Annotated in this window: 25 protein-coding genes; 19 read left to right on the forward strand and 6 right to left on the reverse strand. The window is 68.9% G+C overall.

Going from position 1 to position 24102, the window contains the following annotated elements; translation table 11 throughout:
* Nucleotides 1-73 precede the first annotated feature (73 nt).
* Nucleotides 74-949: a tRNA (adenosine(37)-N6)-dimethylallyltransferase MiaA gene (gene miaA / locus N5I32_RS04255; protein ID WP_261494149.1), complete on the reverse strand. Its 876-nt coding sequence runs from the start codon at nucleotides 947-949 to the stop codon at nucleotides 74-76.
* A 140-nt stretch (nucleotides 950-1089) separates the two neighbouring features.
* On the opposite strand from miaA, the gene pyrH reads away from it, so the two are divergent.
* From pyrH to lpxB, 13 genes are all read left to right on the forward strand, one after another.
* Nucleotides 1090-1821, forward strand: a complete 732-nt coding sequence (pyrH, locus tag N5I32_RS04260) for a UMP kinase (protein WP_261494150.1) — start codon at nucleotides 1090-1092, stop codon at nucleotides 1819-1821.
* A gap of 145 nt (nucleotides 1822-1966) precedes the next feature.
* Complete coding sequence (gene frr, locus N5I32_RS04265) at nucleotides 1967-2524, forward strand: ribosome recycling factor (RefSeq protein ID WP_261494151.1); 558 nt, start codon at nucleotides 1967-1969, stop codon at nucleotides 2522-2524.
* A gap of 33 nt (nucleotides 2525-2557) precedes the next feature.
* Nucleotides 2558-3286, forward strand: a complete 729-nt coding sequence (gene uppS / locus N5I32_RS04270; RefSeq protein ID WP_261494152.1) for a polyprenyl diphosphate synthase — start codon at nucleotides 2558-2560, stop codon at nucleotides 3284-3286.
* Nucleotides 3283-4074 (forward strand): phosphatidate cytidylyltransferase, encoded by a 792-nt coding sequence (locus N5I32_RS04275; protein WP_261494153.1) that lies wholly within the window; start codon nucleotides 3283-3285, stop codon nucleotides 4072-4074. The genes uppS and N5I32_RS04275 overlap by 4 nt, the downstream gene beginning before the upstream one ends.
* A 5-nt stretch (nucleotides 4075-4079) precedes the next feature.
* Nucleotides 4080-5261: a 1-deoxy-D-xylulose-5-phosphate reductoisomerase gene (dxr, locus tag N5I32_RS04280; RefSeq protein WP_261494154.1), complete on the forward strand. Its 1182-nt coding sequence runs from the start codon at nucleotides 4080-4082 to the stop codon at nucleotides 5259-5261.
* Nucleotides 5262-5270: 9 nt separating this feature from the next.
* Nucleotides 5271-6605, forward strand: a complete 1335-nt coding sequence (gene rseP / locus N5I32_RS04285; protein ID WP_261494155.1) for an RIP metalloprotease RseP — start codon at nucleotides 5271-5273, stop codon at nucleotides 6603-6605.
* A 108-nt stretch (nucleotides 6606-6713) separates the two neighbouring features.
* The gene (locus tag N5I32_RS04290; protein WP_261494156.1) at nucleotides 6714-6878 is read left to right on the forward strand and encodes a hypothetical protein; all 165 of its coding nucleotides are present in this window, start codon (nucleotides 6714-6716) and stop codon (nucleotides 6876-6878) included.
* 196 nt (nucleotides 6879-7074) lie between these two features.
* On the forward strand, nucleotides 7075-9411 hold the full coding sequence (gene bamA / locus N5I32_RS04295; RefSeq protein ID WP_261494157.1) for an outer membrane protein assembly factor BamA: 2337 nt from the start codon (nucleotides 7075-7077) through the stop codon (nucleotides 9409-9411).
* Complete coding sequence (locus N5I32_RS04300) at nucleotides 9411-9983, forward strand: OmpH/Skp family outer membrane protein (RefSeq protein WP_261494158.1); 573 nt, start codon at nucleotides 9411-9413, stop codon at nucleotides 9981-9983. Before bamA ends, N5I32_RS04300 begins: the two co-directional genes overlap by 1 nt.
* 72 nt (nucleotides 9984-10055) lie before the next feature.
* Complete coding sequence (fabZ, locus tag N5I32_RS04305; protein WP_439648174.1) at nucleotides 10056-10517, forward strand: 3-hydroxyacyl-ACP dehydratase FabZ; 462 nt, start codon at nucleotides 10056-10058, stop codon at nucleotides 10515-10517.
* Nucleotides 10518-10519: 2 nt separating this feature from the next.
* Entirely contained in the window at nucleotides 10520-11314 is a 795-nt protein-coding gene (lpxA, locus tag N5I32_RS04310) for an acyl-ACP--UDP-N-acetylglucosamine O-acyltransferase (protein ID WP_261494160.1), read from the forward strand.
* Nucleotides 11311-12129: an LpxI family protein gene (locus N5I32_RS04315; RefSeq protein ID WP_261494161.1), complete on the forward strand. Its 819-nt coding sequence runs from the start codon at nucleotides 11311-11313 to the stop codon at nucleotides 12127-12129. The genes lpxA and N5I32_RS04315 overlap by 4 nt, the downstream gene beginning before the upstream one ends.
* Nucleotides 12126-13274: a lipid-A-disaccharide synthase gene (lpxB, locus tag N5I32_RS04320; RefSeq protein WP_261494162.1), complete on the forward strand. Its 1149-nt coding sequence runs from the start codon at nucleotides 12126-12128 to the stop codon at nucleotides 13272-13274. Before N5I32_RS04315 ends, lpxB begins: the two co-directional genes overlap by 4 nt.
* 3 nt (nucleotides 13275-13277) lie before the next feature.
* Here the strand turns inward: lpxB and N5I32_RS04325 are convergent, their stop codons facing one another.
* Entirely contained in the window at nucleotides 13278-13820 is a 543-nt protein-coding gene (locus N5I32_RS04325; RefSeq protein WP_261494163.1) for a peptide-methionine (R)-S-oxide reductase, read from the reverse strand.
* 121 nt (nucleotides 13821-13941) lie between these two features.
* Entirely contained in the window at nucleotides 13942-15090 is a 1149-nt protein-coding gene (gene mnmA / locus N5I32_RS04330; RefSeq protein WP_261494164.1) for a tRNA 2-thiouridine(34) synthase MnmA, read from the reverse strand.
* 124 nt (nucleotides 15091-15214) lie between these two features.
* Here mnmA and sciP point away from each other — a divergent pair, with 124 nt between their 5' ends.
* From sciP to N5I32_RS04355, 5 genes are all read left to right on the forward strand, one after another.
* Nucleotides 15215-15493: a CtrA inhibitor SciP gene (gene sciP / locus N5I32_RS04335; protein WP_261494165.1), complete on the forward strand. Its 279-nt coding sequence runs from the start codon at nucleotides 15215-15217 to the stop codon at nucleotides 15491-15493.
* A gap of 94 nt (nucleotides 15494-15587) precedes the next feature.
* Nucleotides 15588-16295 carry a response regulator transcription factor CtrA gene (gene ctrA / locus N5I32_RS04340; protein WP_261494166.1) on the forward strand — a complete coding sequence of 236 codons (708 nt, stop codon included), beginning with the start codon at nucleotides 15588-15590 and terminating at the stop codon, nucleotides 16293-16295.
* 70 nt (nucleotides 16296-16365) lie between these two features.
* Entirely contained in the window at nucleotides 16366-18513 is a 2148-nt protein-coding gene (gene ligA / locus N5I32_RS04345; protein WP_261494167.1) for an NAD-dependent DNA ligase LigA, read from the forward strand.
* Nucleotides 18510-20597, forward strand: a complete 2088-nt coding sequence (gene recG, locus N5I32_RS04350) for an ATP-dependent DNA helicase RecG (RefSeq protein ID WP_261494168.1) — start codon at nucleotides 18510-18512, stop codon at nucleotides 20595-20597. The genes ligA and recG overlap by 4 nt, the downstream gene beginning before the upstream one ends.
* 91 nt (nucleotides 20598-20688) lie before the next feature.
* Entirely contained in the window at nucleotides 20689-20811 is a 123-nt protein-coding gene (locus N5I32_RS04355) for a hypothetical protein (RefSeq protein WP_261494169.1), read from the forward strand.
* Between the two features lie 155 nt (nucleotides 20812-20966).
* Here the strand turns inward: N5I32_RS04355 and N5I32_RS04360 are convergent, their stop codons facing one another.
* Nucleotides 20967-21425 carry an iron-sulfur cluster assembly scaffold protein gene (locus tag N5I32_RS04360; RefSeq protein WP_261494170.1) on the reverse strand — a complete coding sequence of 153 codons (459 nt, stop codon included), beginning with the start codon at nucleotides 21423-21425 and terminating at the stop codon, nucleotides 20967-20969.
* 75 nt (nucleotides 21426-21500) lie between these two features.
* On the opposite strand from N5I32_RS04360, the gene hisI reads away from it, so the two are divergent.
* The gene (hisI, locus tag N5I32_RS04365; protein WP_261494171.1) at nucleotides 21501-21860 is read left to right on the forward strand and encodes a phosphoribosyl-AMP cyclohydrolase; all 360 of its coding nucleotides are present in this window, start codon (nucleotides 21501-21503) and stop codon (nucleotides 21858-21860) included.
* Between the two features lie 55 nt (nucleotides 21861-21915).
* Here hisI and gluQRS read toward each other — a convergent pair whose 3' ends face one another.
* Together gluQRS and trmFO are read right to left on the reverse strand one after the other, a co-directional pair.
* On the reverse strand, nucleotides 21916-22752 hold the full coding sequence (gene gluQRS, locus N5I32_RS04370) for a tRNA glutamyl-Q(34) synthetase GluQRS (protein ID WP_261494172.1): 837 nt from the start codon (nucleotides 22750-22752) through the stop codon (nucleotides 21916-21918).
* A complete protein-coding gene (gene trmFO / locus N5I32_RS04375) occupies nucleotides 22752-24092 on the reverse strand; it encodes a methylenetetrahydrofolate--tRNA-(uracil(54)-C(5))-methyltransferase (FADH(2)-oxidizing) TrmFO (protein ID WP_261494173.1) in 1341 nt (446 codons plus the stop codon). Before trmFO ends, gluQRS begins: the two co-directional genes overlap by 1 nt.
* Nucleotides 24093-24102 lie beyond the last annotated feature (10 nt).

The raw sequence follows: 24102 nt of genomic DNA on the forward strand, positions 1-24102 counted from the left end.
TACCGGCTGGCGAATCACTCGCCAAAGGGAATTGTGCAGGAAATTCAACTCTGCGCGGGAAGTGGCCGATCTGTCACTCCGGCGCCACCGGCAACCAGTCCCGCATCCGCGCCCTGAGCCAGGTGCGCTGGCGCTTGGCGTACTGCCGGCTGGCCGCCTGCGCCGCCGCGACCGCCTCGGGCAGGGCCATCCGCCCCTGAAGGTGGGCGACCAGTTCCGGCGCGCCAATCGCCTTGGCCCAGGGCTGCGCCGGGTCCCAGTCGGGCAGGACGGCGCGCACCTCGTCGAGCGCGCCCGCCGCGATCATCCCCTCAAGCCGCCGGTCGATGCGGGCGGCCAGCCAGTCGCGATCGCACTCAAGCCTCAGCGCGGTTGCCGCGGCGCGCGGGATCAGGCCCGGCCCGGTCGCCTCCTGCCAGCGCGCAAGACCCTGACCGGTGGCGCGCAGCACTTCCCAGGCGCGCTGGACCCGGGCGGGGTTCTTCAGGTCGATGCGCCCCGCCGTTTCCGGGTCGAGGGCCGCGATCATCGCCTCAAGCCCGCCCCCGGCCAGCAGCGCGTCCGCCTCGGCCCGGATGTCGGCAGGCACGGGGGGAACTTCGGCCAACCCCTCTGTCAGGGCGGAGAGATAAAGGCCGGTGCCGCCCACCACGATCAACCGCTGCCCCGCTTCGAGAATCGCCGCGACCTCGCGCAGCCAGTGGCCGACGGAGGTTTCCGCGCCGCGGGGCAGGTGGCCGTAAAGCCGGTGTTCCGCCCGCGCCTCGTCCTCGGGCGTCGGCCGCGCGCTCAGAATCCGCCAGCAGTCCCAGACCTGTAGCGCGTCGGCGTTGACGATCACGCCGCCCTGCGCCTCGGCAATGGCGAGCGCCAGCGACGATTTGCCCGAGGCCGTGGGACCAGCAATCAGCACATGCCGGTCCGATGGAATTTTCCTGATTATTTCCAATTTAGTGCGTCTTGTTCCTGAAGTGCTCTTGTTCTCTCCGCGCGCCCTTGCCGCACTATCCCGTGCCGGGCCCGGTTGAAGCCCGCTGCGATTTCCGCCATCTTGCGCCGCCAGAAGCAGGGCGGCAAGCGGAGCGGACGATGGACGGGGCAACGGAACCCAAGGTGACCTACAAGCGCGTGCTTCTGAAGATCTCGGGCGAGGCGCTGATGGGCGACCAGGGGTTCGGGCTGCATCCGCCGACCGTCGCCCGCATCGCGCAGGAAGTGAAGTCGGTTCACGACCTCGGCGTCGAGATCTGCATGGTGATCGGCGGCGGCAACATCTTCCGCGGGCTTTCGGGCGCGGCACAGGGGATGGAGCGGACGACCGCCGACTACATGGGGATGCTGGCCACAGTCATGAACGCGCTGGCCATGCAGGCGGCACTCGAAGGCCTTGGCGTCTTCACCCGCGTCATCTCGGCAATCCCGATGGACCAGGTGTGCGAGCCCTACATCCGCCGCCGCGCGGTGCGCCATCTGGAAAAGAAGCGGGTCTGCATCTTCGCCGCGGGCACCGGCAACCCCTATTTCACCACCGACACCGCGGCGACGCTGCGCGCCAACGAGATGGGCTGCGAGGCGATCTTCAAGGGCACCAAGGTGGACGGCGTCTACGACAAGGACCCGAAGAAATTCCCCGACGCCAAGCGCTATGACACGGTGAGCTTCGACGAGGTGCTGCAGAAGCACCTCGGCGTCATGGACGCCTCGGCCATCGCGCTGGCGCGCGACAACAACCTGCCGATCATCGTCTTCTCGCTCGACGAACCGGGCGGGTTCCGCGGCATCCTGGCCGGTCAGGGCACCTACACCAAGGTTCAGGGCTGAGCCCGCGCCGGGGCCCGTCAAGGGTGGCGTAACCTTTCGCCGGCAGGCTCACCGGGCGGGGGATGCGCGCCCGAGATTGCTATACAACCTGCCCGGGATGGCTTATGAGCCATGCCAAGACGACGAAAGACCGGGAGAAGGCAGAATGTCTGACGATTTCGAACTGGACACCGACGATCTGGAACGCCGGATGGACGGGGCGCTGGCGTCACTCCGGCACGAATTCGCCTCGCTCAGGACCGGCCGCGCCTCGGCCTCGATCGTGGAGCCGATCATGGTCGACGCCTACGGCGCGATGACGCCGATCAACCAGATCGGCACGATCAACGTGCCCGAACCGCGCATGGTCACCGTCAACATCTGGGACAAGGCGCTGGTCAGCCGGGCCGAAAAGGCGATCCGCGAATCCGGGCTCGGCATCAACCCGCAGCTCAACGGCACCATCATCATGCTGCCGATCCCCGAACTGAACGAGGAGCGGCGCCGCGAACTGACCAAGGTCGCAGCGCAATATGCCGAACATGCCCGCGTCGCCATCCGCAACGTGCGCCGCGACGGCATGGACCAATTGAAGAAGGCCAAGAACGTCAGCGAGGACGACCAGAAATTCTGGCACGACGAGATTCAGGAAATGACCGACAAGCACATTGCGCTCGTCGACAAGGCGCTTGAGGCCAAGCAGGCCGAGATCATGCAGGTCTGAAGTCCCCCGGGGACGCGCGGAAAGGGCGGGCCGATGGCCGCAAGGGACATGACCGGGGCAGGGGCGCTGCACGTCGCCATCATCATGGACGGCAACGGCCGCTGGGCGACCGACCGCGGCTGGCCCCGGTTGGTCGGCCACCGCCGCGGGGCCGAGCGCGTGCGCGCCATCGTCGAGGCGGCCCCCGGCCTCGGCATCCGGCACCTGACGCTCTACGCCTTCTCGACCGAGAACTGGAAACGCTCGACCGAAGAGGTGATCGGGCTGATGACCATCTTCGCCCGCTATATCGAGAGCGAGGCGCAGAAGCTCTCGGATGCCGGCGTGCGGCTCCGGTTCATCGGCAGCCGCGACCGTCTGGACCGCAAGCTGCAAAAGCTCATGGCCGGGATCGAGGCGCGGACGGCGGGGAGCACGCGGCTCGACCTCAACGTCGCCATCAACTACGGCGGAAGGGACGAGATCGCGCGCGCGGCGCGGCGGCTGGCCGAGGACGTGGCGGCCGGGCGGATCGCGCCCGACGCGATCGATGAGGCGGCGCTTGCCGACCGCCTTGACACCGCCGGAACGCCGGACCCCGACCTGGTGATCCGCACGTCGGGCGAGACGCGCATCTCCAACTTCCTGCTCTGGCAGTCGGCCTATGCCGAATACGAGTTCACGCCGACGCTCTGGCCCGATTTCACCCCTGCCGAGCTTGAGGCGATCCTGACGCGGTTCCGCATGCGCGACCGCCGCTTCGGGGGCGCGGTCCCGGCATGAGCGCGGCCGCCAAATGGGATGACCTGGTCCCCCGCGTCCTTGCGGGCGCCGGGATGGCAATCGTGGGCGTCGGCGCCGTCGTCGCGGGGGGCGTCTGGATCGCCGCGCTCGCCGTCTTGCTCTCGGGCCTGATGATCTGGGAACTGGCGGCGATGACCGCACCCGACCGGCCCGGCGAGGCGCGGGCGCTCGGGGCGCTGGCTGCGCTTTGCCTGGCCACGATCCTCTGGCGCCACGCGCCCTTCGCGCTGGCGCTCGCGTTCGTGCCGCCCGCGCTCGGCGCGCTCAGGCCGCGCCGCGAGCGTCTGGTCTTCCTCGTCTACGGGGTGGCGGTGATGCTGACCGGCTACGGCTTCGTCGCACTTCGCGGCGGGCTTGGCCTTGGCTTCCTGCTGTGGCTGGTGGCGGTCGTCGTCGCCTCCGACATCCTCGGCTATTTCGCCGGCCGCATCCTCGGCGGGCCGAAGTTCTGGCCGAAGGTCAGCCCGAAGAAGACGTGGTCGGGCACCGTCGCGGGCTGGGTCGGCGCAGGCCTTGTCGGCGTGGCCATCACGCTTTGGGCCGGGGGGCCGGCCTGGCTTTTCCTGCTCTCCGCCCTGACAGCGCTGGCCGGGCAGATGGGCGACATCGCCGAAAGCGCGATCAAGCGGCGCCTGGGGGTCAAGGACAGCTCGCACCTGATCCCCGGCCATGGCGGCGTGCTCGACCGCTTCGACGCGGTGATCGGCGCGGTCCTGTTCCTGATCCTCTGGGGCTTCGTCCTGCCCCTGCCGCAGATCGGGGGATAAGCCCCTTGCGCTCCGTCTCGGTCTTCGGCGCCACCGGCTCGATCGGCGAAAGCACCTTCGACCTGCTGACGGGGCAGGGCGGGCGCGACACCTACCGCACAGTCGCGCTGACCGGCGGGCGCAACGTCGCGCGGCTGGCCGAGATGGCCCGCGCGCTCGGCGCCGAGGTCGCGGTCACCGCGCATGACGACTGCCTGTCCGACCTGCGCGACGCCCTTGCCGGCAGCGGGGTCGAGGTCGCGGCAGGCGCGGCGGCCATCGCCGAGGCGGCGGCGCGCCCGGCCGACTGGACGATGTCGGCCATCGTCGGCGCCGCGGGCCTTGTGCCGGGGTTCCGCGCGCTGTCGCACGGTGGCACGCTGGCGCTGGCCAACAAGGAAAGCCTTGTGACCGCCGGCCCGCTCCTGATGGCCGAGGCGCGCCGCCACGACGCCCGCATCCTGCCGGTCGACAGTGAACATTCGGCCGTCTTCCAGGCGCTGGTGGGCGAGGATCTGGCAACGGTCGAGCATATCACCATCACCGCCTCGGGCGGGGCGTTCCGCGACTGGCCGCTCGACCGGCTGGCCCGCGCCACGGTGGCCGAGGCCTCGACCCACCCGAACTGGGCGATGGGCCAGCGCATCACCATCGACAGCGCCTCGATGTTCAACAAGGCGCTCGAGATGATCGAGACGCGGGAATTCTTCGGCATCTCGCCGGACCAGATCGAGGTGCTGCTGCACCCGGAATCGCTTGTCCACGCGCTCGTGGGCTTCCGCGACGGCGGCGTGATCGCGCATCTGGGCACGCCCGACATGCGCCACGCGATCGGCTATGCGCTGAACTGGCCGGACCGGGCGCACCTGCCGGTCGGGCGGCTCGACCTTGCGCGGGCGGGCAGCCTGAGCTTCCGTGCGCCCGACCCGGTCCGCTATCCGGCGTTGCGGCTTGCGCGCGAAGTGATGGCCGCGGGCGGTCTTTGTGGCGCCGCGTTCAACGCTGCGAAGGAAGCCGCACTTGACGCTTTCATCGCCGGGCGCATCGGGTTTACCGTGATGGCCGAAGTGGTCGAGGCGGCGCTGGAGCGGCTTTCCGGCGCGGGTGCCCTTGGAATGGCGCCCGGCGATCTCGATATGGTTCTGGCAGCCGATGCAGAGGCGCGGCGCGTGGCGGGGGAGATCATCACCCTGCGGCAGGGGGGTTGAGAGTACGGCATGGTCACCTTGATGGAAACCCTGAGCGGCCCGGTCTTCTACTTCGCGGCCTTCATCGCCGCGCTGTCGATCATCGTGACGGTGCACGAGTTCGGCCACTACATCGTCGGCCGCTGGTCGGGCATCCACGCCGAGGTGTTCTCTCTCGGCTTCGGCCCCGTGATTGCCTCTCGCGTGGACCGGCGCGGCACCCGCTGGCAGGTCGCGGCCTTTCCGCTGGGCGGCTACGTCAAGTTCCTTGGCGATGCGAACGCGGCCTCGGCCGGGGCAGACGACGCCACGATGGCGCGGCTTTCCGACCGCGAGCGGCGGCACACGATGCACGGCGCGCCGCTCTGGGCGCGCGCGGCCACGGTCTTTGCGGGGCCGTTCTTCAACTTCATCCTCGCCTCCGTCATCTTCTCGGGCTTCGTGCTGGTGCAGGGCATCGCCGACGGCAGCCCCGTCGTCGCCAGCCTGAAGCCGCTGCCGGTCGAGGGGGTGACGCTGGCACCCGGCGACCGCATCGTTTCGGTCGAGGGGGTGCCGGTCGAAACCTATGAGGACTTCGTGGATGCCGCCGAGGCGCTGCCGGCCACGCCGGTCGTGCGCTACGGCGTGATCCGGGACGGCGCCACGATCGAGGTGACCGGACCGCAGGCCTTTCCGCCGCTGATCTCCGGCATCGCCCCGAAAAGTGCGGCGATGGACGCGGGCCTGCAGGGCGGCGACGTGATCCTGAGCGTGGACGGAACCGGGATCCAGCGGTTCGAGGAGATCCGGGCGCGCGCCATCGGCAGCCAGGGCGCGCCGCTGGCGCTCACGGTCTGGCGCGCGGGCGAGATCTTCGAGACGACGCTGACGCCGCGCGAACGCCCGGTCCAGACCGAGGCGGGCGATTTCGAGATGAACTGGCAGATCGGCATCTACGGCGACGTCGCCTTCGAGCCCGAGGCGCGGAGCGCGACGCCGTGGGAGGTGGTGTCGCTCGGCGTGCGCGCGACCTACGATTCGATCCTCGGCACGATCGGAAGCCTGGCCGCGATCCTTGGCGGGGCGATCTCCAGCTGCTCGATCTCCGGCGCGATCGGCATCGCGCAGGCGGCCGGCGCGGCGGCAAGCCAGGGCTGGGCCTATTTCATCGGCCTCGTCGCCTCGCTTTCGGTGGCGATCGGATTTCTGAACCTGCTGCCGATTCCGGTGCTAGACGGCGGGCACCTGATCTTTCACGCCTATGAATGGGCGCGTGGCAAGGCGCCGTCGGACCGGGTCATGAACATGGCGATGACGGCGGGGCTTGTCGTCGTGCTGTCGCTGATGCTCTTCGGCCTGTCCAACGACATCTTCTGCCCCTGACCGGCATGACCGCGCTGACCTTGCGGAAACGGCGCCTGGACGCCGTATTGTTGCCGTATTTTCCGGGTTGAATCACGGGGTGATCCGAAAAGCCAAGGGCAGGCTCTGATGCAGATGATTCACAACGGTTTCCGCAGTCTCTCGCTCCTCTACGATCTGGGGTTCGATCGGGTGATCGTGCCTCTCGTGATCGTCGCGGGGCTGGCGCTCGCCTCGATCCTCGCGACCGAGGCGTCGGTGCTGCGGCTTCCGGCAGACTATTTCATGAACTGACCGCGCCGGTTCTCCGGTGCCTGGCAGGTGACGCACGGCGCGGCCCCGCAAGGAGCCGCGCCGCGCCTTTTGGCCACAGACGCACACCCCGCCACCGCAGGCGGCAGCAAGCCGTGCCGCGCCTTTTGACAAGGTGCGCCAAAGGGGTTAGTGACTCCTCAAGGCTTCAGACCAGTGATCGACAGGGGGACGGCGGATGGACCGGCGGCGCGGAAATGGCGGCAGGGGCGGGTTGGTTCGTGCGGGCCTTGTGCCGGCCGCAGTGGCATTTTCGCTGGTATTCTCATCACTTCCGCTGTCAGTGCAGGCGCAGGATTATTCCTTCTCGAGCGTGAACGTCGAGGGCAACGAACGTGTCGAGGCCGCGACGATCCTGAAATTCGCGGGAATCGCCCAAGGATCAGCCGTCAGCGCGGCCCAGCTCAACGACGCCTATCAGCGCATCTCGCAATCCGGGCTGTTCGAGACGGTGGAGCTTGTCCCCTCGGGCAACACGCTGATCATCCGCGTGGTCGAGAATCCGACGATCAACATCGTCAACTTCGAAGGCAACCGGCGCCTTGAGGACGAGGAACTGGCCGGGTTGATCAAGTCGCAGTCGCGCCGCGTCTTCTCGCCCGCCCAGGCCGAATCGGACGCCGCCGCCATCGCCAAGGCCTATGCCGATCAGGGGCGCCTTGCCGCGCGGGTCGAGCCGCGCATCATCCGCCGCGACGGCAACCGCGTCGACCTTGTCTTCGAGATCCGCGAAGGCGGCGTCACCGAGATCGAGCGGCTGTCCTTCACCGGCAACGAGGCGTTTTCCGACCGCCGCCTGCGGCGCGTTCTGGAAACCAAGCAGGCCGGCATCTTCCGCCGCATCGTCCAGCGCGATTCCTTCATCGCTGACCGTACCGAGTTCGACAAGCAGCTGCTGAAGGACTTCTACAACTCGCGCGGCTACGTCAATTTCCAGGTGCTGTCCGTCGCCTCCGAATACTCGCGCGAGCGGGACGGCTTCTTCCTTACCTTCAACGTCCGCGAAGGTCAGCAGTTCCGCTTCGGCTCCATCACCACGGTGAGCGAGTATGAGGGCGTGGATGCCGCCGAATACGCCGAGGTGGTGAAGATCCGCGACGGCGCGGCCTATTCGCCGCTGGCCATCGACACCACCATCACCAAGATGGAGGCGATCGCGCTGCGTGACGGGCTCGACTTCCTCCGGGTAGAGCCGCGCATCACCCGCAACGAACGCGAGGGGACGCTCGACGTCGCCTTCGTGCTGACCAAGGGGCCGCGCATCTTCGTCGAGCGCATCGACATCGAGGGCAACGCCACCACGCTCGACCAGGTGGTGCGCCGCCAGTTCCGCACCGTCGAGGGCGACCCGCTGAACGCGCGCGAGATCCGCGATGCGGCCGAACGCATCCGCGCGCTCGGCTTCTTCGCCAACGCCGACGTGAACGCCAACCCCGGCACCGGCCCCGACCAGGTCATCGTCGACGTCAACGTCGAGGAAAAGCCGACCGGGTCGCTCAACTTCGGCGCCAGCTATTCGGTCTCGAACGGCGTCGGCTTCAACATCGGCCTGTCCGAGGCGAACTTCCTCGGTCGCGGCCAGTTCGTCAGCGTCAACATCAACGTCGGGACCGACAACCAGAACAGCTCGATCACCTTCATCGAGCCGGCGATCCTCGACCGTGACCTGAAGTTCCGCTTCAACGCCTATTACACGACCACCGACAACGACAATTCGGACTACAGCTCCGAACGCATCGGCATCCAGCCGTCGCTGGAATTCCCGCTGAACGAGTTCACCCGGCTCGAGGTGCGCTACAAGATTTCCAGCGACGAGTTGAGCGACGTCGGCGGCGACACCCCGGCCAATTCCTCCCCGATCCTCCTGGCCGAGGAAGGCAAGGAGATCACGAGCGCGCTCGGCTACACGCTCAGCTACGACACGCGGATCGGCGGGCTCGATCCGACGCGCGGACTGCTGGTGCGGTTCAATCAGGATTTCGCCGGACTCGGCGGCGATGTCGAACAGATCACGACCTCGGCGCTCGGCTCCTACCAGCGCAAGATCATGCGCGAGGAGGTGACGCTCCGGGCCGAGGTCGAGGGCGGCGTCGTGCACCGCTTCAACGGCGACACCCGCATTCTCGACCGCTTCTCCGGCAACGGCAAGATCCGCGGGTTCGAGCCGAACGGGATCGGCCCGCGCGACATCAACGCGGTCAACGACGACGCGCTTGGCGGCAACTACTTTGCCGTCGCGCGGGTCGAGGCGGAATTTCCGCTGGGCCTGCCCACCGAATACGGCGTCACCGGCGGTCTTTTCGCCGACGTGGGCTCGGTCTGGGGGCTTGACAACACGGTGGGCGCGGGCGGGCTTACGGTCGACGACGACCTGCACCTGCGCGCGGTCGTCGGCGTGTCGGTCTTCTGGCAGTCCGTGCTCGGCCCCTTGCGGTTCAACTTCTCGCACGCGCTGAAGAAGGAAGACTACGACCGCGAGCAGACCTTCGATCTGACCGTCTCCACGCAGTTCTGATGCGTGCCTGGCTGGCCGCCCTGTCGGTTGCGGCGGCGCTGGCCGCCCCGGTCTGTGCGCAGGAGGTGACGACGGGTCCGCGCCCGCTGGCGCCTTCGGTCCTTGTCCTCGACCAGGAACGCCTGTTCGAGGGGTCGCTCTGGGGCAAGCGCGTGGTGGCGGAGATCGAGGCGGATTCGAACGCTCTCTCGGCCGAAAACCGCCGGATCGAGGCCGCGCTTTCGGCCGAGGAACAGGCCCTGACCGAAAAGCGCAAGACGCTGCCGGCCGAGGAATTCCGCGCCCTTGCCGATGCCTTCGACGCCAAGGTGGTCGACATCCGCCGCAGCCAGGACACCAAGGCGCGCGACATCGCGCGGCTGGGCGAGGCAGAGCAGCAGGCGTTCCTGGCCACCGCGGTGCCGGTGCTGCGACAGCTTCTGGGCGAGACGCCTGGCGCCGTGGCGATCCTTGACCGCCGCTCGGTCCTGATCGCAGCCGAAGCGATCGACATCACCGACATCGCCATCGCCCGCATCGACGCAGCCCTCGGGGCCGGGCAACGCCCCGCGCTTCCGCCGGCGGAGAACTGAGCGGCGCTTGCGCCCCGGGGTGCGAGTTGCTAGCAAGGCCAGAGGCAGGGAATGCCCCGCGCGCAAGGACGAATGATGACCGACGCACCCGTTACCGAAGCCGATATCCACCTGATCCAGCGGATCATTCCGCACCGCTATCCGTTCCTCCTGATCGACAAGGTCGTGGATATCCGCGTCAACGAAGGCTGCGTCGGCATCAAGAACGTCACCTTCAACGAGCCGCATTTCCAGGGCCATTTCCCGCAGGCGCCGATCATGCCCGGCGTCACCATCGTCGAGGCGATGGCGCAGGCGGCGGCGGTGCTGGTCGGCATCTCGATGGATGTGGTGGGGCGCGATCTCCTGACCTATTTCCTCTCGATCGACGCCTGCAAGTTCCGCCGCAAGGTGGTGCCGGGCGACGTGCTGGAGCTTCACATGACCGTGAAGCGTGGCGGCGGCAAGATCTGGAAATTCCACGGCGAGGCGAAGGTGGGCCGCGAACTGGCCTGCGAGGCCGACATCGCCGCGATGATGGATCTCAGGGACTGACCATGGCGATCCACCCCAGCGCAGAGGTCCACCCCTCGGCCCATGTCGAGCCGGGGGCAGAGATCGGGCCCGACTGCCGGATCGGCCCCTTCTGCCTGATCGGGGCCGAGGTCCGGCTGGCGCGCGGCGTTGTCCTGAAAAGCCATGCCGTCGTCACCGGCGATACCGAGGTGGGCGAGGAGACGACCGTCTTCCCCTTCGCCACGCTGGGCGAGGTGCCGCAGGACCTGAAGTTCCGGGGCGAGAAAAGCCGCCTTGTCATCGGCGCGCGCAACCGCATCCGGGAGCATGTGACCGTCAACACCGGGACCGAGGGCGGAGGCGGGCTGACGCAGGTGGGCGACGACTGCCTGATCATGGCGGGCGCCCATGTCGCGCATGACTGCCGCATCGGCAACCGGGTGATCCTGGTCAACAACGCGGCGCTGGCCGGCCACTGCGTGATCGAGGACGACGTGATCGTCGGCGGGCTTTCGGGCGTTCACCAGTTCGTGCGCATCGGCCGTGGCGCGATGATCGGCGCGGTGACGATGGTGACGGCCGATGTCATTCCCTACGGCCTGGTGCAGGGGCCGCGCGGCACGCTCGACGGGCTGAACCTTGTCGGGCTGAAGCGGCGCGGGCTGGACCGGGGAGAGATCGGCGCGCTGCGCGACCTCTTTCACGCGCTTTCCGACGGCAACTTCCGCGAAAGCGCGCGGCAGGCAGCCGAGGCGGCGGACGCGACCGCGCAGGTGCGCGAGGTGCTGGACTTCATCCTCGGCCCCTCGGACCGGTCGTTCCTGACGCCCAGATGACGCGGACCGCGCTCATCGCCGGGCAGGGCGCGCTGCCGGGCCTGCTTCTGGCGACCCTTTCCGCGCGCGGGGAGCCTTGCACCGTCGCGGCGCTTCAGGGGTTCGAGCCCGACCTTCCCGGCGTTCCGGTCGCGGCGTTCCGGCTTGAGCGTCTGGTCCCCTTCATGGACCGCCTGCACGACGAGGGCGTGACGCGCGTCTGTTTTGCCGGCGCGGTGCGGCGGCCGAAGATCGAACCCGACCTGTTCGACCCCCGCACAGCGCAACTGGTGCCGCGCATCCTTGCCGCGATGCGGCCGGGCGACGACGCGACGCTGCGCACCTTCCTCGCCATCTTCGAGGAACACGGCTTTGCCGTCGCCGCCGCGCACGAGATCGCGCCCGATCTCCTGCCCGCCGAAGGGGTGCCGACGCGCGCCGCGCCCGGCGCCGGCGCGCGTTCCGAGGCGCTTCTGGGCGAGGCGGCGGTGGCCGAGATGGGGCGCACTGACACCGGCCAGACCTGTGTCGTCGCGGGGGGCACGATCGTCGCCAGCGAGGGGCCAGAGGGCACCGACGCGATGCTCGCGACACTTGCACCGGCGCCGGGCGCGCGGCGCGGCCTTCTCTTCAAGGCGCCGAAGCCCGCGCAGGATCGCCGCGTCGACCTGCCGGTGATCGGGCCGGACACCGCGCGCATGGCCGGGGCCGCAGGGCTTGCCGGCATCGTGATCGAGGCCGGGGGCGTCATGGTCCTCGACCTGCCCGAGGTCGTGCGCACGCTCGATGCGCAGGGCATGTTCCTCTGGGTTCGCCCGGCGGGGGGCGGGGCGTGAGGGTCTTCCTGATCGCGGGCGAGGCGTCGGGCGACGCGCTCGGCGCAGCGCTGATGGCGGGGCTGAAGACGCTGGCGCCCGGCATCGCGTTCGAGGGGATCGGCGGGCCGCTGATGGAGGCCGAGGGCCTGCAAAGCCGCTTCCCGATGGAGGAACTGTCGGTCATGGGGCTGATGGAGGTGCTGCCGAAGTACCGCCACCTCAAGCGGCGCATCGCCGAGACGGCGGAGGCGGTTGTTGCCGGGAAGCCCGACGCGCTTGTCACCATCGACAGCCCCGATTTCGGCCTGCGGGTGGCGCGCGCCGCGCGGGCGGGCCTGGCTGGCCTCAGGACCATCCACTATGTCGCGCCCTCGGTCTGGGCCTGGCGGCCTGGGCGGGCGGTAAAGATGGCAGAGGTCATCGACCATGTACTGGCACTCCTGCCGTTCGAGCCGCCCTACATGACGGCTGCCGGCATGACCTGCGATTTCGTCGGCCACCCGGTGACGACGGTGCCGCTGGCCACCACGGCCGAGGCCGCAGCCTTCCGCGCCCGCCACGGCATTGCGCCCGACGCGCCTCTTGTCCTCTGCCTGCCCGGATCACGGCGGGGCGAGGTCGCGCGCCTCGGCCCGCGCTTCGGGGCGGCGCTGGACCTGATCGCGCGCGACCTGCCGGGGCTCGCCGTGGTGATCCCCACGGTGCGTGGCGTCGCCGGGCAGGTGCGCGAGATGGCGGCGGGCTGGTCCACCCGGCCGGTCGTCGTCGACAGCGCGGAAAAGGCCGCGGCCTTCGCCGCCGCCGACGCGGCGCTTGCCGCCTCCGGCACCGTCAGCCTGGAACTTGCGGCCAACGCCGTGCCGATGGTGATCGGCTATGACTTCAACCCGCTGACCCGCTTCATCCTGCGCCGGATCGTGCGCCACGACACCGTGACGCTCGTCAACCTCGTCTCCGGGACTCGCGCGGTGCCGGAGTTCCTGGGCGAGGTCTGCCAGCCCGCGCCCCTGGCGGCGGCGGTCCTGCGGCTTCTGCGCGACCCGGCGGCGCGGGCGGCGCAAGAGGATGCGATGGCGCTCAGCATGGATCGTCTCGGCCGCGGCGGCGAGGCCCCGGGACTGCGTGCGGCGCGCTCGGTGCTCGCGGCGATAGCCCGCGGCTGAGGGTCAGGCCGCCCGCGGCTCGAAGCTCAGGCTGGTGCCGTTGATGCAGTGCAGCACCTGCGCGTCGATGCGGACTATATGTCCCAGATGGCTGCCGCAGCGCCGGCAATGCACCTCGACCACCGTCATGCGCCCGTAATCGGGGTTCATCCCCGCCTCCTGCGGCCAGTCGATGTCGGTCAGGACGGCGTTCGGCACCGAATGGCGGAAGAAGGCCCAGCCCTTGTCGACCTCGACCTTCCAGGACGATTCATAAAGCGGCAGGTCGCAGCCTCGGCACACATAGGAGCCGTCCCGCGCCTCGTTCCAGTTCGGGTGCGACTTCGGCTCCTCCGTGGCGCCGTGGCGGAGCACGGCGTAGGTGTCCGCGTCCAGCATCGCGCGCCATTCCGCGTCAGTCCGTGTCACCTCATAGGCGAACCCGTCCTGACCTGCCACGACTTTGGCGCTTGCCCCGCTCACACTCGCTGCCATGCCTGCCGGCGCAACGACCAGCGCCGTCGCGGAACCCTTCAGCATCGCACGTCTGTTGATCTCATGTGTCATTCCGGCCTCCTCGACAGATGAGGCAGACTAAGCCGGAATCCGCTCGCGCGCCGTGCACGACCGCGTGCATCGCGCAATCGTGCGCCTTGGTGAGCGTAACGCCGCGACCCGCGCGGGGCGGTCAGCCGCGTGCGGCGTCGCGGTAGATCCAGCCGCCGCCGAGGATGCGGCTGCCGCCGGTCTCGTAGAAGACGCAGGCCTGGCCGGGGCTGACCCCGGTTTCGGGGTCGAGCAGATCGACCTCCGCCTGCGTCGGCCCCGTGGGACGCAGGATCGCCGGGCGCGGCGGGCGGGTGGAGCGCACCTTGACCGAGACATGGTGTTCGCGGGCACCATCGAAGGCACCGTCGCCCAGCCAGTTGATCTCCCGCACCGGGATGATGCGGGTGGCCAGCGCCTCTTTCGGGCCGACGATCACGCGGCGCGTGTCGGGGTCGAGGCGGACCACGTAGAGCGGATCGCCTAGCCCGCCGATGCCGATCCCGCGCCGCTGGCCGATGGTGTAGTGGATCACGCCCCGATGCTGGCCAAGGACATTGCCGTCCATGTCCACGATCTCTCCGGGGTCGGCCGCGCCGGGGCGCAACTTCTCGATCACGGCGGCGTAGTTGCCGTTGGGGACAAAGCAGATGTCCTGGCTGTCGGGCTTGTCGGCCACGCTCAGCCCGTATTTCGCGGCCAGCGCGCGGGTCTCGGCCTTGGAGGCGAGGCCGCCGAGCGGAAAGCGCAGGAAGGCCAGTTGCTCGGGCGTGGTCGAAAACAGGAAATAGCTCTGGTCGCGCGCCGGATCGGCGGCGCAGTGCAGTTCCGGCCCGGCCGCACCCATCTTGCGCCGGATGTAGTGCCCCGTCGCCATGCAGTCGGCGTCAAGGTCGCGCGCGGTCGCCAGCAGGTCCTTGAACTTCACCCGTTCGTTGCAGCGGATGCAGGGCACGGGCGTGGCACCCGCCAGGTAGGCGTCGGCGAACTCCTCGATCACGGCGTCGCGAAAGATGTTCTCGTAGTCGAGCACGTAGTGCGGGAACCCCATCGCCTCGGCGACGCGGCGGGCATCGTGGATGTCCTGCCCGGCGCAGCAGGCGCCCTTTTTCGCCAGCGCCGCGCCGTGGTCGTAAAGCTGGAGCGTCACGCCGACCACGTCGTAGCCCTCGTCCTTCAGCATCGCGGCGACGACCGAGCTGTCCACGCCGCCCGACATGGCGACGACGACCCGCGTCTGGGCGGGGGGCTTCGGCAGGCCGAGCGAATTGAGGGGCGCGTCGAGCGGCATGTCACGTCTCCGGGGCGAGGGGCTGGAATAGCGAAAATGCGACATACTCGCAAGGCCGGGTTTCACCGTCCCTTAAGCGCGATCCGCGATCCTGCCCGCGGTGGTGAAAGAAAGGGGGTACGGGATGTACCTGAAGAAGGTGAAGGGGCCGCGCGCCGTGACCCTGCCGGACGGAAGCGTCATGACCAGGGCGGATCTGCCGCCGGCGGACACGCGGCGCTGGGTCGCCAGCCGCAAGGCGCAGGTGATCAAGGCCCTGGCCGCGGGCCTGATCTCGCGCGAGGAGGCGATCGAACGCTACGCGCTCTCGGAGGAGGAGCTTGACCTCTGGTTCGAGGCGGTCGCGCGGCACGGCGTAAAGGCGCTCAAGGTCACGCAGATCCAGAAGTTCCGACAAGTTTAGGTTGTCCGCGGCGATTTCCCCGATACGGTAACGCCTGATTAACCATTCTGGGCAAGGGTGCGGGTAACCGGGGGTTTAACGCGGAGATCGTCAGATGAGAATCCTGTTGGTGGAGGACGACCCGACCACCTCGCGCAGCATCGAACTGATGCTGACGCACGCCAACCTCAACGTCTACTGCACCGACCTGGGCGAGGAGGGGGTGGATCTGGCAAAGCTCTATGACTACGACCTGATCCTTCTCGACCTCAACCTGCCGGACATGAACGGCCATGACGTGCTGCGCCAGTTGCGGATGGCCAAGGTGGACACGCCGATCCTGATCCTGTCCGGCGCGGACGACACCGAAAACAAGATCCGCGGCTTCGGCTCGGGCGCCGACGACTACATGACCAAGCCCTTCCACCGCGAGGAACTGGTGGCGCGCATCCACGCGATCATCCGCCGCTCCAAGGGCCACGCGCAGTCGGTCATCCGCACCGGCAAGGTCTCCGTCAACCTCGATGCCAAGACGGTCGAGGTGGAGGGCAAGGCGGTGCACCTGACCGGCAAGGAATACCAGATGCTGGAGCTTCTGAGCCTTCGGAAGGGCACCACCCTGACGAAGGAGATGTTCCTCAACCACCTTTACGGCGGCATGGATGAACCGGAACTGAAGATCATCGACGTCTTCATCTGCAAGCTGAGGAAGAAGCTGGCCGAGGCGACGGGCGGCGAAAGCTACATCGAGACGGTCTGGGGCCGCGGCTACGTCCTGCGCGAGCCGCAGGCGGGCGAGCGGCGCGTGGCCATCGGCGCCTGAGGGGCGGCACCCTCTGGACCTCGGACGCCGCGCCGCCTAACACTCGAACCAGGGTTTCCGGGGACGGGTGATGGTGGCGGCAGGCGGAGAAGCGGGGCGCGACGGCAGGCCGGTAGAGGCTCTCTCGGCCGAGGAGGCCAGGGCGGAATGGCCGCGGCTGGCCGCACGGGTCGCGCGCGCCAACCGCGCCTACCATACCGAGGACGCGCCCGAGATTTCCGACGCCGAGTATGACGCGCTCAAGCGCCGTCTCGCCGCGATCGAGGCGCGCTTTCCCGATCTCGCCGCCGCGGGCAGCCCGACGGCCGAGGTGGGGGCGGCGCCGTCGGACACCTTCGCCAAGGTGCGCCACCGGGTGCGGATGCTCAGCCTCGAGAACGCCTTCGAGGACGAGGAGGTGCGCGACTTCGACGACCGCATCCGCAAGTACCTGAACCTGAACCCCGACGCGGCGCTGATCTACACCGCCGAGCCCAAGATCGACGGGCTGTCGCTCTCGCTCCGCTACGAGGGCGGGCGCCTGGTGCAGGCCGCCACCCGCGGCGATGGCGAGACCGGCGAGAACGTGACCGCGAACGCCCGCACCATCGCCGACATCCCGCAGGACATAGCGGGCGCGCCCGAAGTGCTGGAGGTGCGCGGCGAGGTCTACATGGGGCATGCCGATTTCGCGGCCTTGAACGAACGGCAGGCGGAGGCGGGCGACAAGGTCTTTGCCAACCCCCGCAACGCCGCGGCCGGCAGCCTGCGCCAGCTTGACGCGACGATCACCGCCGCGCGTCCGCTCCGTTTCTTCGCCTATTCCTGGGGCGAGTGCAGCGCCTCGCTTGCCGAGACCCAGATGGGCGCGGTCGGCCGCCTGTCGGCCCTGGGGTTCCAGACCAACCCGCTGACGCGGCGCTGTGACGGGCCGGACGCCCTTCGCGCCGCCTACCGAGAGATCGAGGCGCTGCGCGCCACGCTCGGCTACGACATCGACGGCGTCGTCTACAAGGTCGACGACCTCGCGCTTCAGGCGCGCCTTGGTTTCCGCTCGACCACGCCCCGCTGGGCCATCGCGCACAAGTTTCCCGCCGAACTGGCCTGGACGCGGCTCGAGGCGATCGACATCCAGGTCGGCCGCACCGGCGCGCTTTCCCCGGTCGCGCGGCTTTTGCCGGTGACAGTGGGGGGCGTCGTCGTCTCGAACGCGACCCTTCACAACGAGGATTACATCGCCGGCCGCGATTCGCGCGGCGCGCCCATCCGCGACGGCAAGGATATCCGCGTCGGCGACTGGGTGCAGGTCTACCGCGCGGGCGACGTGATCCCCAAGGTCGCCGACGTGGACCTGGCGAAGCGGCCGGAGGGCGCGCAGCCCTACGACTTCCCGACCCGCTGCCCAGAATGCGGATCCGAGGCCCTGCGCGAGGAGGGCGACTCGGTCCGCCGTTGCACCGGCGGCATGATCTGCCCCGCACAGGCGGTCGAGAAGCTGAAGCACTTCGTCTCGCGCGGGGCCTTCGACATCGAGGGCTTGGGCGCGAAACAGATCGAGATGTTCTTCCGCGACCCCTCGCTGCCGATCCGGGAACCGGCCGACATCTTCACGCTGGCCGAACGCGACGCGGCGAACCTCACGAAGCTGAAGAACCGCGACGGCTTTGGCGAGAAATCGGTGAAGAACCTGTTCCAGGCCATTGAAGACAGAAGAAAGATCGAGTTGCGCCGGGTGATCTTCGCGCTCGGGATCCGCCACGTCGGCGAAAGTGCCGCGGGCCTGCTCGCCACCCATTTCGGGACATGGGAGGCGTTCGAGACGGCGGTTTCCTCCGCCCGCATCGGGGCGGGGCCGGAGTGGGACGACCTTCTGTCGATCGACGGGGTCGGCGCGGTGATGGCGGCCTCTCTCGTCAACGCCTTCCACCAGGAGGCGGAGCGCGCCTCGATCGACCGGCTCGCGGCGCGGCTCGACATCCAGCCCGCAGTGCGGCGCGGGCCGGTGGAAAGCCCCGTCGCCGGCAAGACCGTGGTCTTCACCGGCACGCTCGAAAAGATGACCCGGGCCGAGGCCAAGGCGCGGGCCGAGGCGCTGGGGGCCAAGGTCGCGGGGTCGGTCTCGGCCCGGACCGATCTGGTGGTCGCAGGCCCCGGCGCGGGGTCGAAGGCGAAGGAGGCGGAGCGGCTGGGGGTGGAGATCATCGACGAGGATGCCTGGCTGAGGCTCATCGGCGGATGAGCCGGCCGGCGATCCTCTTTCCGCTCTTCGCGGGGATCGAGACGCTCCCCGGCGTCGGTGCGAAGACGGCAAAGAGCCTCGGCCAGATCGAGATCACGCGCCCTCGCGACATCCTCCTGACCCTGCCGCATTCCGGGGTGGACCGGGCGCTCCGCGCGACCATCGCCGGCATCGCGCCGCCCGCGACGGTGACGGTGGAGGTGACCGTCGGCGCCCATGTGCCCGCGCGCCGCAAGGGCGGGCCGACGCGCGTCTTCGTCCGCGATGCGAAGACCGAGTTCCAGCTGGTGTTCTTCCACGCCCGCGGCGATTTTCTCTCGCGCCACCTGCCAACCGGCCAGCGCCGGGTGGTGTCGGGCAAGCTGGAGATCTTCGACGGCATCGCCCAGATCGTCCACCCCGACCACATCCTGAGGCCGGAGGAGGCGGGCGACCTGCCCAGCTTCGAGCCGCTCTATCCGCTGACCGCGGGCATCACGCAGAAGCTGATGCAGAAGGCGGCGGAGGGCGCGCTGGAGCGGCTGCCGGAGCTTGCGGAATGGGCCGATCCGCAGCTTGTCGCGCGCGAGGGCTGGCCCGGCTGGGCCGCGGCCCTGCGCGCGGTGCACCGGCCCTCCGCGACCGCCGACCTGTCGCCGAACGCCCCCGCGCGCCAGCGGCTCGCCTATGACGAACTCTTCGCCCATCAGCTGACGCTGGCGCTCGCCCGCGCCTCGCTCCGCCGTGGCAAGGGCCGGGAAAGCCGGGGCGACGGCCGGCTGCGCCAGAAGGTGCTCTCTGCACTGCCCTACCGGCCGACGGCGGCGCAGGACCGCGCTGTGGCCGAAATCGTGGCCGACATGGCCGCCGCCACGCGGATGAACCGGCTTTTGCAGGGCGACGTCGGATCGGGCAAGACGCTGGTCGCGTTCCTCGCGCTTCTGAACGCGGTCGAGGCGGGCGGTCAGGGCGTGATGATGGCCCCGACCGAGATCCTCGCCCGCCAGCACCTCGAGGGGCTGCGCCCGCTGGCGGAAAGCGCGGGCGTACGGCTGGAGATCCTGACCGGCCGCGACCGCGGGGCGGAGCGCGCGGCGAAGCTTTCCGATCTGGCGGAGGGGCGCATCGGCGTCCTGGTCGGCACCCACGCGGTCTTCCAGAAGGACGTGGCGTTCCACGACCTGCGCCTGGCGATCATCGACGAACAGCACCGCTTCGGCGTGGCGCAGCGGATGGAACTGGGCGGCAAGGGGCAGGCGGCGGACGTGCTTGTGATGACCGCGACGCCCATCCCGCGCTCACTCAGCCTGGCGCAGTACGGCGACATGGACGTTTCGGTGCTGGACGAGAAACCGGCGGGACGCAAGCCGGTGAAGACGGCGCTCGTCTCCACCCAGCGCATCGACGAGGTGGTGGGTCACCTGCGCCGCGCCCTGAAGGAGGGGCGGCGCGCCTACTGGGTCTGCCCGCTGGTGGAGGAGAGCGAACTCGTCGACCTGACTGCGGCCGAGGAACGCTTCCGCATGCTGCGCGCGGCCCTGGGCGAGGGGGTGGTGGGCCTGGTCCACGGCCAGATGCCGCCGGCCGAGAAGGACGCGGCGATGGCGGCCTTCGTCGCCGGGCAGACGCGCGTCCTGGTCGCGACCACGGTGATCGAGGTAGGGGTCAACGTCCCCGAAGCCTCGATCATGGTGATCGAACGGGCAGAAATCTTCGGCCTCGCGCAACTGCACCAGTTGCGCGGCCGCGTCGGGCGGGGCGAGGCCGAGTCGACCTGCCTCTTGATGTATCAGCCGCCCCTGTCGGACCCGGCCGAACGGCGCCTGTCGATCCTGCGCGAGACCGAGGACGGGTTCCGCATCGCCGAGGAGGATCTGGCGATGCGCGGCGCGGGCGACGTGATCGGCACCGCGCAATCGGGCCTGCCACGCTTTCGTATCGTCGACCTGGAGCGGCAGGCAGGTCTGATGGCGATCGCACAGACCGACGCCCGCCGGCTTTTGGCCGAGGACCCGGACCTGACCGGCCCGCGCGGGCAGGCGGCGCGCGTGCTGCTGTGGCTGATGGAACAGGACCGCGCCATCCGCCTGATCAGCGTCGGCTGATCTTCACCTTTCGTTCGCGGATGTTCTCACATAGTTCTTTACAAACCATGAACGATATGAGAACAAATAAGCAACTCAGGTGGAGGTTCCGATGAAATTCGATCTGAAATCCGTTCTGGTCCGGTCTTCCGGCACGCTGGCGCAGGACGCCGCAGGCCTGATGTCGCTGGTCGTCATGCTGATCGTGGGCCTGCACCTGCCCGGCCTTTTCTGAACTGCCTCGCGGTTTTCCACCCGGTGGCGCCCATCCCCGGCGCCAGACTGCCTGTCCGGTGCGGCCCGTCCCCCCAAGACGCGCCGCCGCCCTTGCCGGGACCATCGGAAAGATCGCTGCCTGCCGCCGCCGTCGACCGACGCGCGGCGGCTTTTTTATGCGCGGCTTTCCTGTGCGGCGGCCTCGGCGCTGGCAAAGGCTTCTGCCGCGGCCTCAAGCGTGAGCAGGATCGAGGCGTGGCGATTCTTGTAGTCGCGCGCGGGCAGCAACACCTCGAGCCCGTCAAAGGGGGCAGAGGGCACCGGGCCGTTGTCCTTCAGCATCGCCCGCAACTCGTCCCGCGCCCGCTCAACCTCGGCACGGCTGCGCCCCAGGATCGCCCCGCCGACGACGGCGGCCGACGCTTGCCCGAGCGCGCAGGCCTTCACGTCCTGCGCGTAATCGACGATACGGCCGTCCTCCACCTTCAGGTCGACGGTGACGGTGGAGCCGCAGAGCGGAGAGCGGCGGCGCGCCGTGGCGGTGGGGTTCGTCAGCCGGCCCAGATGGGGAATATCGGCCGCCAGCGCGAGGATACGGTGCGAATAAAGCTTGATCAGATCGCTGTCGCTCATGTCTTTCCCCCGGCGCGGCCGTGTCCTAGATAGGGCCATAGATAGGGGAACCCAGTCCGTTTGCAAAGGTGAGCCATGGCCTTCGATCCCGCGACCCTGCGTTATGACGACCGTGGCCTGATCCCCGCCATCGCACAGGACCATGCGACGGGCGAGGTGCTGATGATGGCCTGGATGAACGCCGGGGCGGTGGCGCAGACGCTCGCCACCGGGCGCGTCACCTATTGGTCGCGCTCGCGCCGGGCGTACTGGGTGAAGGGCGAAAGCTCCGGCCACGTCCAGCGCCTGGTCGAGATGCGGGTCGACTGCGACCGCGATTGCCTTCTGGTGCTGGTCGAGCAGACCGGCCCCGCCTGCCACACCAACCGCCGGTCGTGCTTCTACAGCGCGCTGAGGGACGGGGCCGAGGTGGAAATCCTGCAACCCGAGGCGTGACGGCGAGGGCGGGAGCCTCCGGCGGGAGTATTTGGGCCAGACTGAAAGGGCAGGGTCAGGGAAGGCCCACCATCCGGCGGATGTCGGCCGGGCTGGCGCCGTCCTCGCGAAAGCGACGGATCGCGCGGGCGTCGTCGCGCTTGGCGAGCCGCTTGCCGGTCTCGTCGCGGATCAGGCGGTGGTGGTGATAGACCGGCGTGGGCAGGCCGAAAAGATGCTGCAGGATCACCTGGATCGGCGTGAAGTCGAAAAGATCCTCTCCCCGGATCACATGGCTGATGGCCTGGTCGGCGTCGTCGAAGGCGGAGGCGAGGAAATAGGCCACGATATCCTCGCCCTTGCGCGACAGGACCACGTCGCCGATTGTCCGCAGAGCCGCCTCGCGGTCGACCCGGTGGCGGCCGGGATGCGCCGGGCCGGTTTCGCTGAAGGACAGGTCGTGGCCGCGCAGGGCGTCGAGCGCGCGCTGAAGATCAAGGCGCAGCGCGTCGCCGGGCCGGCGGCTTTCCATGGGCCGGCCGCGGCAGGTGCCGGGGTAGACCGCGTGGGGCACGCCCTCCTGAGGGGCGGACAGCGCCGCGCGGATATCGCCGCGCGTGCACGAGCAGGGGTATAGAACCCCTTGCTCTGCAAGGGGTTCAAGCCGCGCGTTGTAACTGCCGATCCGATCAGACTGGCGCAGGATATCCCCGTCCCAGGTCAGGCCGAGCCAGGCCAGATCCTCGACGATCAGCGCCTCCCACTCGGGCTTGCAGCGTTCGAGATCGGTGTTTTCCATCCGGAGAAGAAAGGTGCCGCCCGCCGCGCGCGCCATGTCATGGGCCAGGATCGCGGAATAGGCATGGCCAAGATGCAGCGGGCCGGTGGGCGAGGGGGCGAAGCGCGTGCGCATCAACCCTGGCCGCCAAGCCATTCCCGGAAAACGGCTTTTCCGCGGTCGGTGTAGGCACGGTAGCGGTCCTTGCGGCCCTTGCGGCCGCCTTTCGCGTCGATGGGCGGAAAGAGACCGAAGTTCACGTTCATCGGCTGGAAGGTCTTCGCCTCGGCCCCGCCGGTGATGTGGTGGACAAGCGCGCCCATCGCCGTCTCGGGGCCGGGGGGCGGCAGGTCGCGGCCGAGGATCGCGGCCGCCGCCATCCGCCCGGCCAGAAGCCCCATCGCCGCGCTTTCGACATAGCCCTCGACCCCCGTGATCTGGCCGGCAAAGCGGATGTGCGGGCGCGACTTCAGCCTCATGCGGTCGTCAAGCAGCGTGGGGGAGTTGATGAAGGTGTTGCGGTGAATCCCGCCCAGGCGCGCGAAGCTGGCGTTTTGCAAGCCAGGAATCATTCGGAAAACATCGGTTTGCGCGCCGTACTTCATCTTGGTCTGGAAGCCCACGATGTTGAAGAGCGTGCCAAGCGCGTTGTCGCGGCGCAGTTGCACCACGGCGTAGGGTTTGACCTCGGGGCGATGCGCGTTGGTCAGGCCCACCGGCTTCATCGGGCCGAAGCGGAGCGTGTCGCGGCCGCGTTCGGCCATCACCTCGATGGGCAGGCAGCCGTCGAAGTAGCCCGCTGTCTCGCCCTCGTGGAAGGTGGTCTTCTCGGCGGCGAGAAGCGCGTCGATGAAGGCCTCGTATTCGTCGCGCGTCATCGGGCAGTTCATGTAGGCGGTGCGTTCCGCCTCGGACTCGCCCTTGTCGTAGCGCGATTGCATCCAGGCCACCGACATGTCGACGCTGTCGGCGTAGACGATGGGAGCGATGGCGTCGAAGAAGGCCAGTTGGTCGGCCCCGGTCTCTGCCCGGATCGCGGCGCCGAGTGCGGCGGAGGTCAGGGGACCGGTGGCAATGATCCAGTGCCCGGATGAAGGAAGTTCGGTAATTTCCTCTTCCGAAACGGAAATCATCGGGTGCGCGCGCAGGCGTTCGGTGACGGTGGCGGCAAAGGGGTCGCGGTCGACCGCCAGGGCGCCGCCGGCGGGCAGGCGGTGCGCCTCGGCCGTGGACATGATCAGGCCGTCCGCTGCGCGCATTTCCCAGTGCAGGAGCCCGACGGCGTTCTGTTCGTGATCGTCGGAGCGGAAGGAGTTGGAGCAGACCATCTCGGCCAGAAGGCCGGTGCGATGGGCGAAGGTTCCGGTGCGCGGGCGCATTTCGTGGAGGACAACGGGCACGCCCATGCGGGCGGCCTGCCAGGCGGCCTCTGATCCGGCCATGCCGCCGCCGATGATGTGAAGCGTTTCAGTCATGGCCGGCGAT

It is taken from the genome of Albidovulum sediminis (assembly GCF_025380365.1).
In the GTDB taxonomy this organism is placed as follows: Bacteria; Pseudomonadota; Alphaproteobacteria; order Rhodobacterales; family Rhodobacteraceae; genus Albidovulum; species Albidovulum sediminis.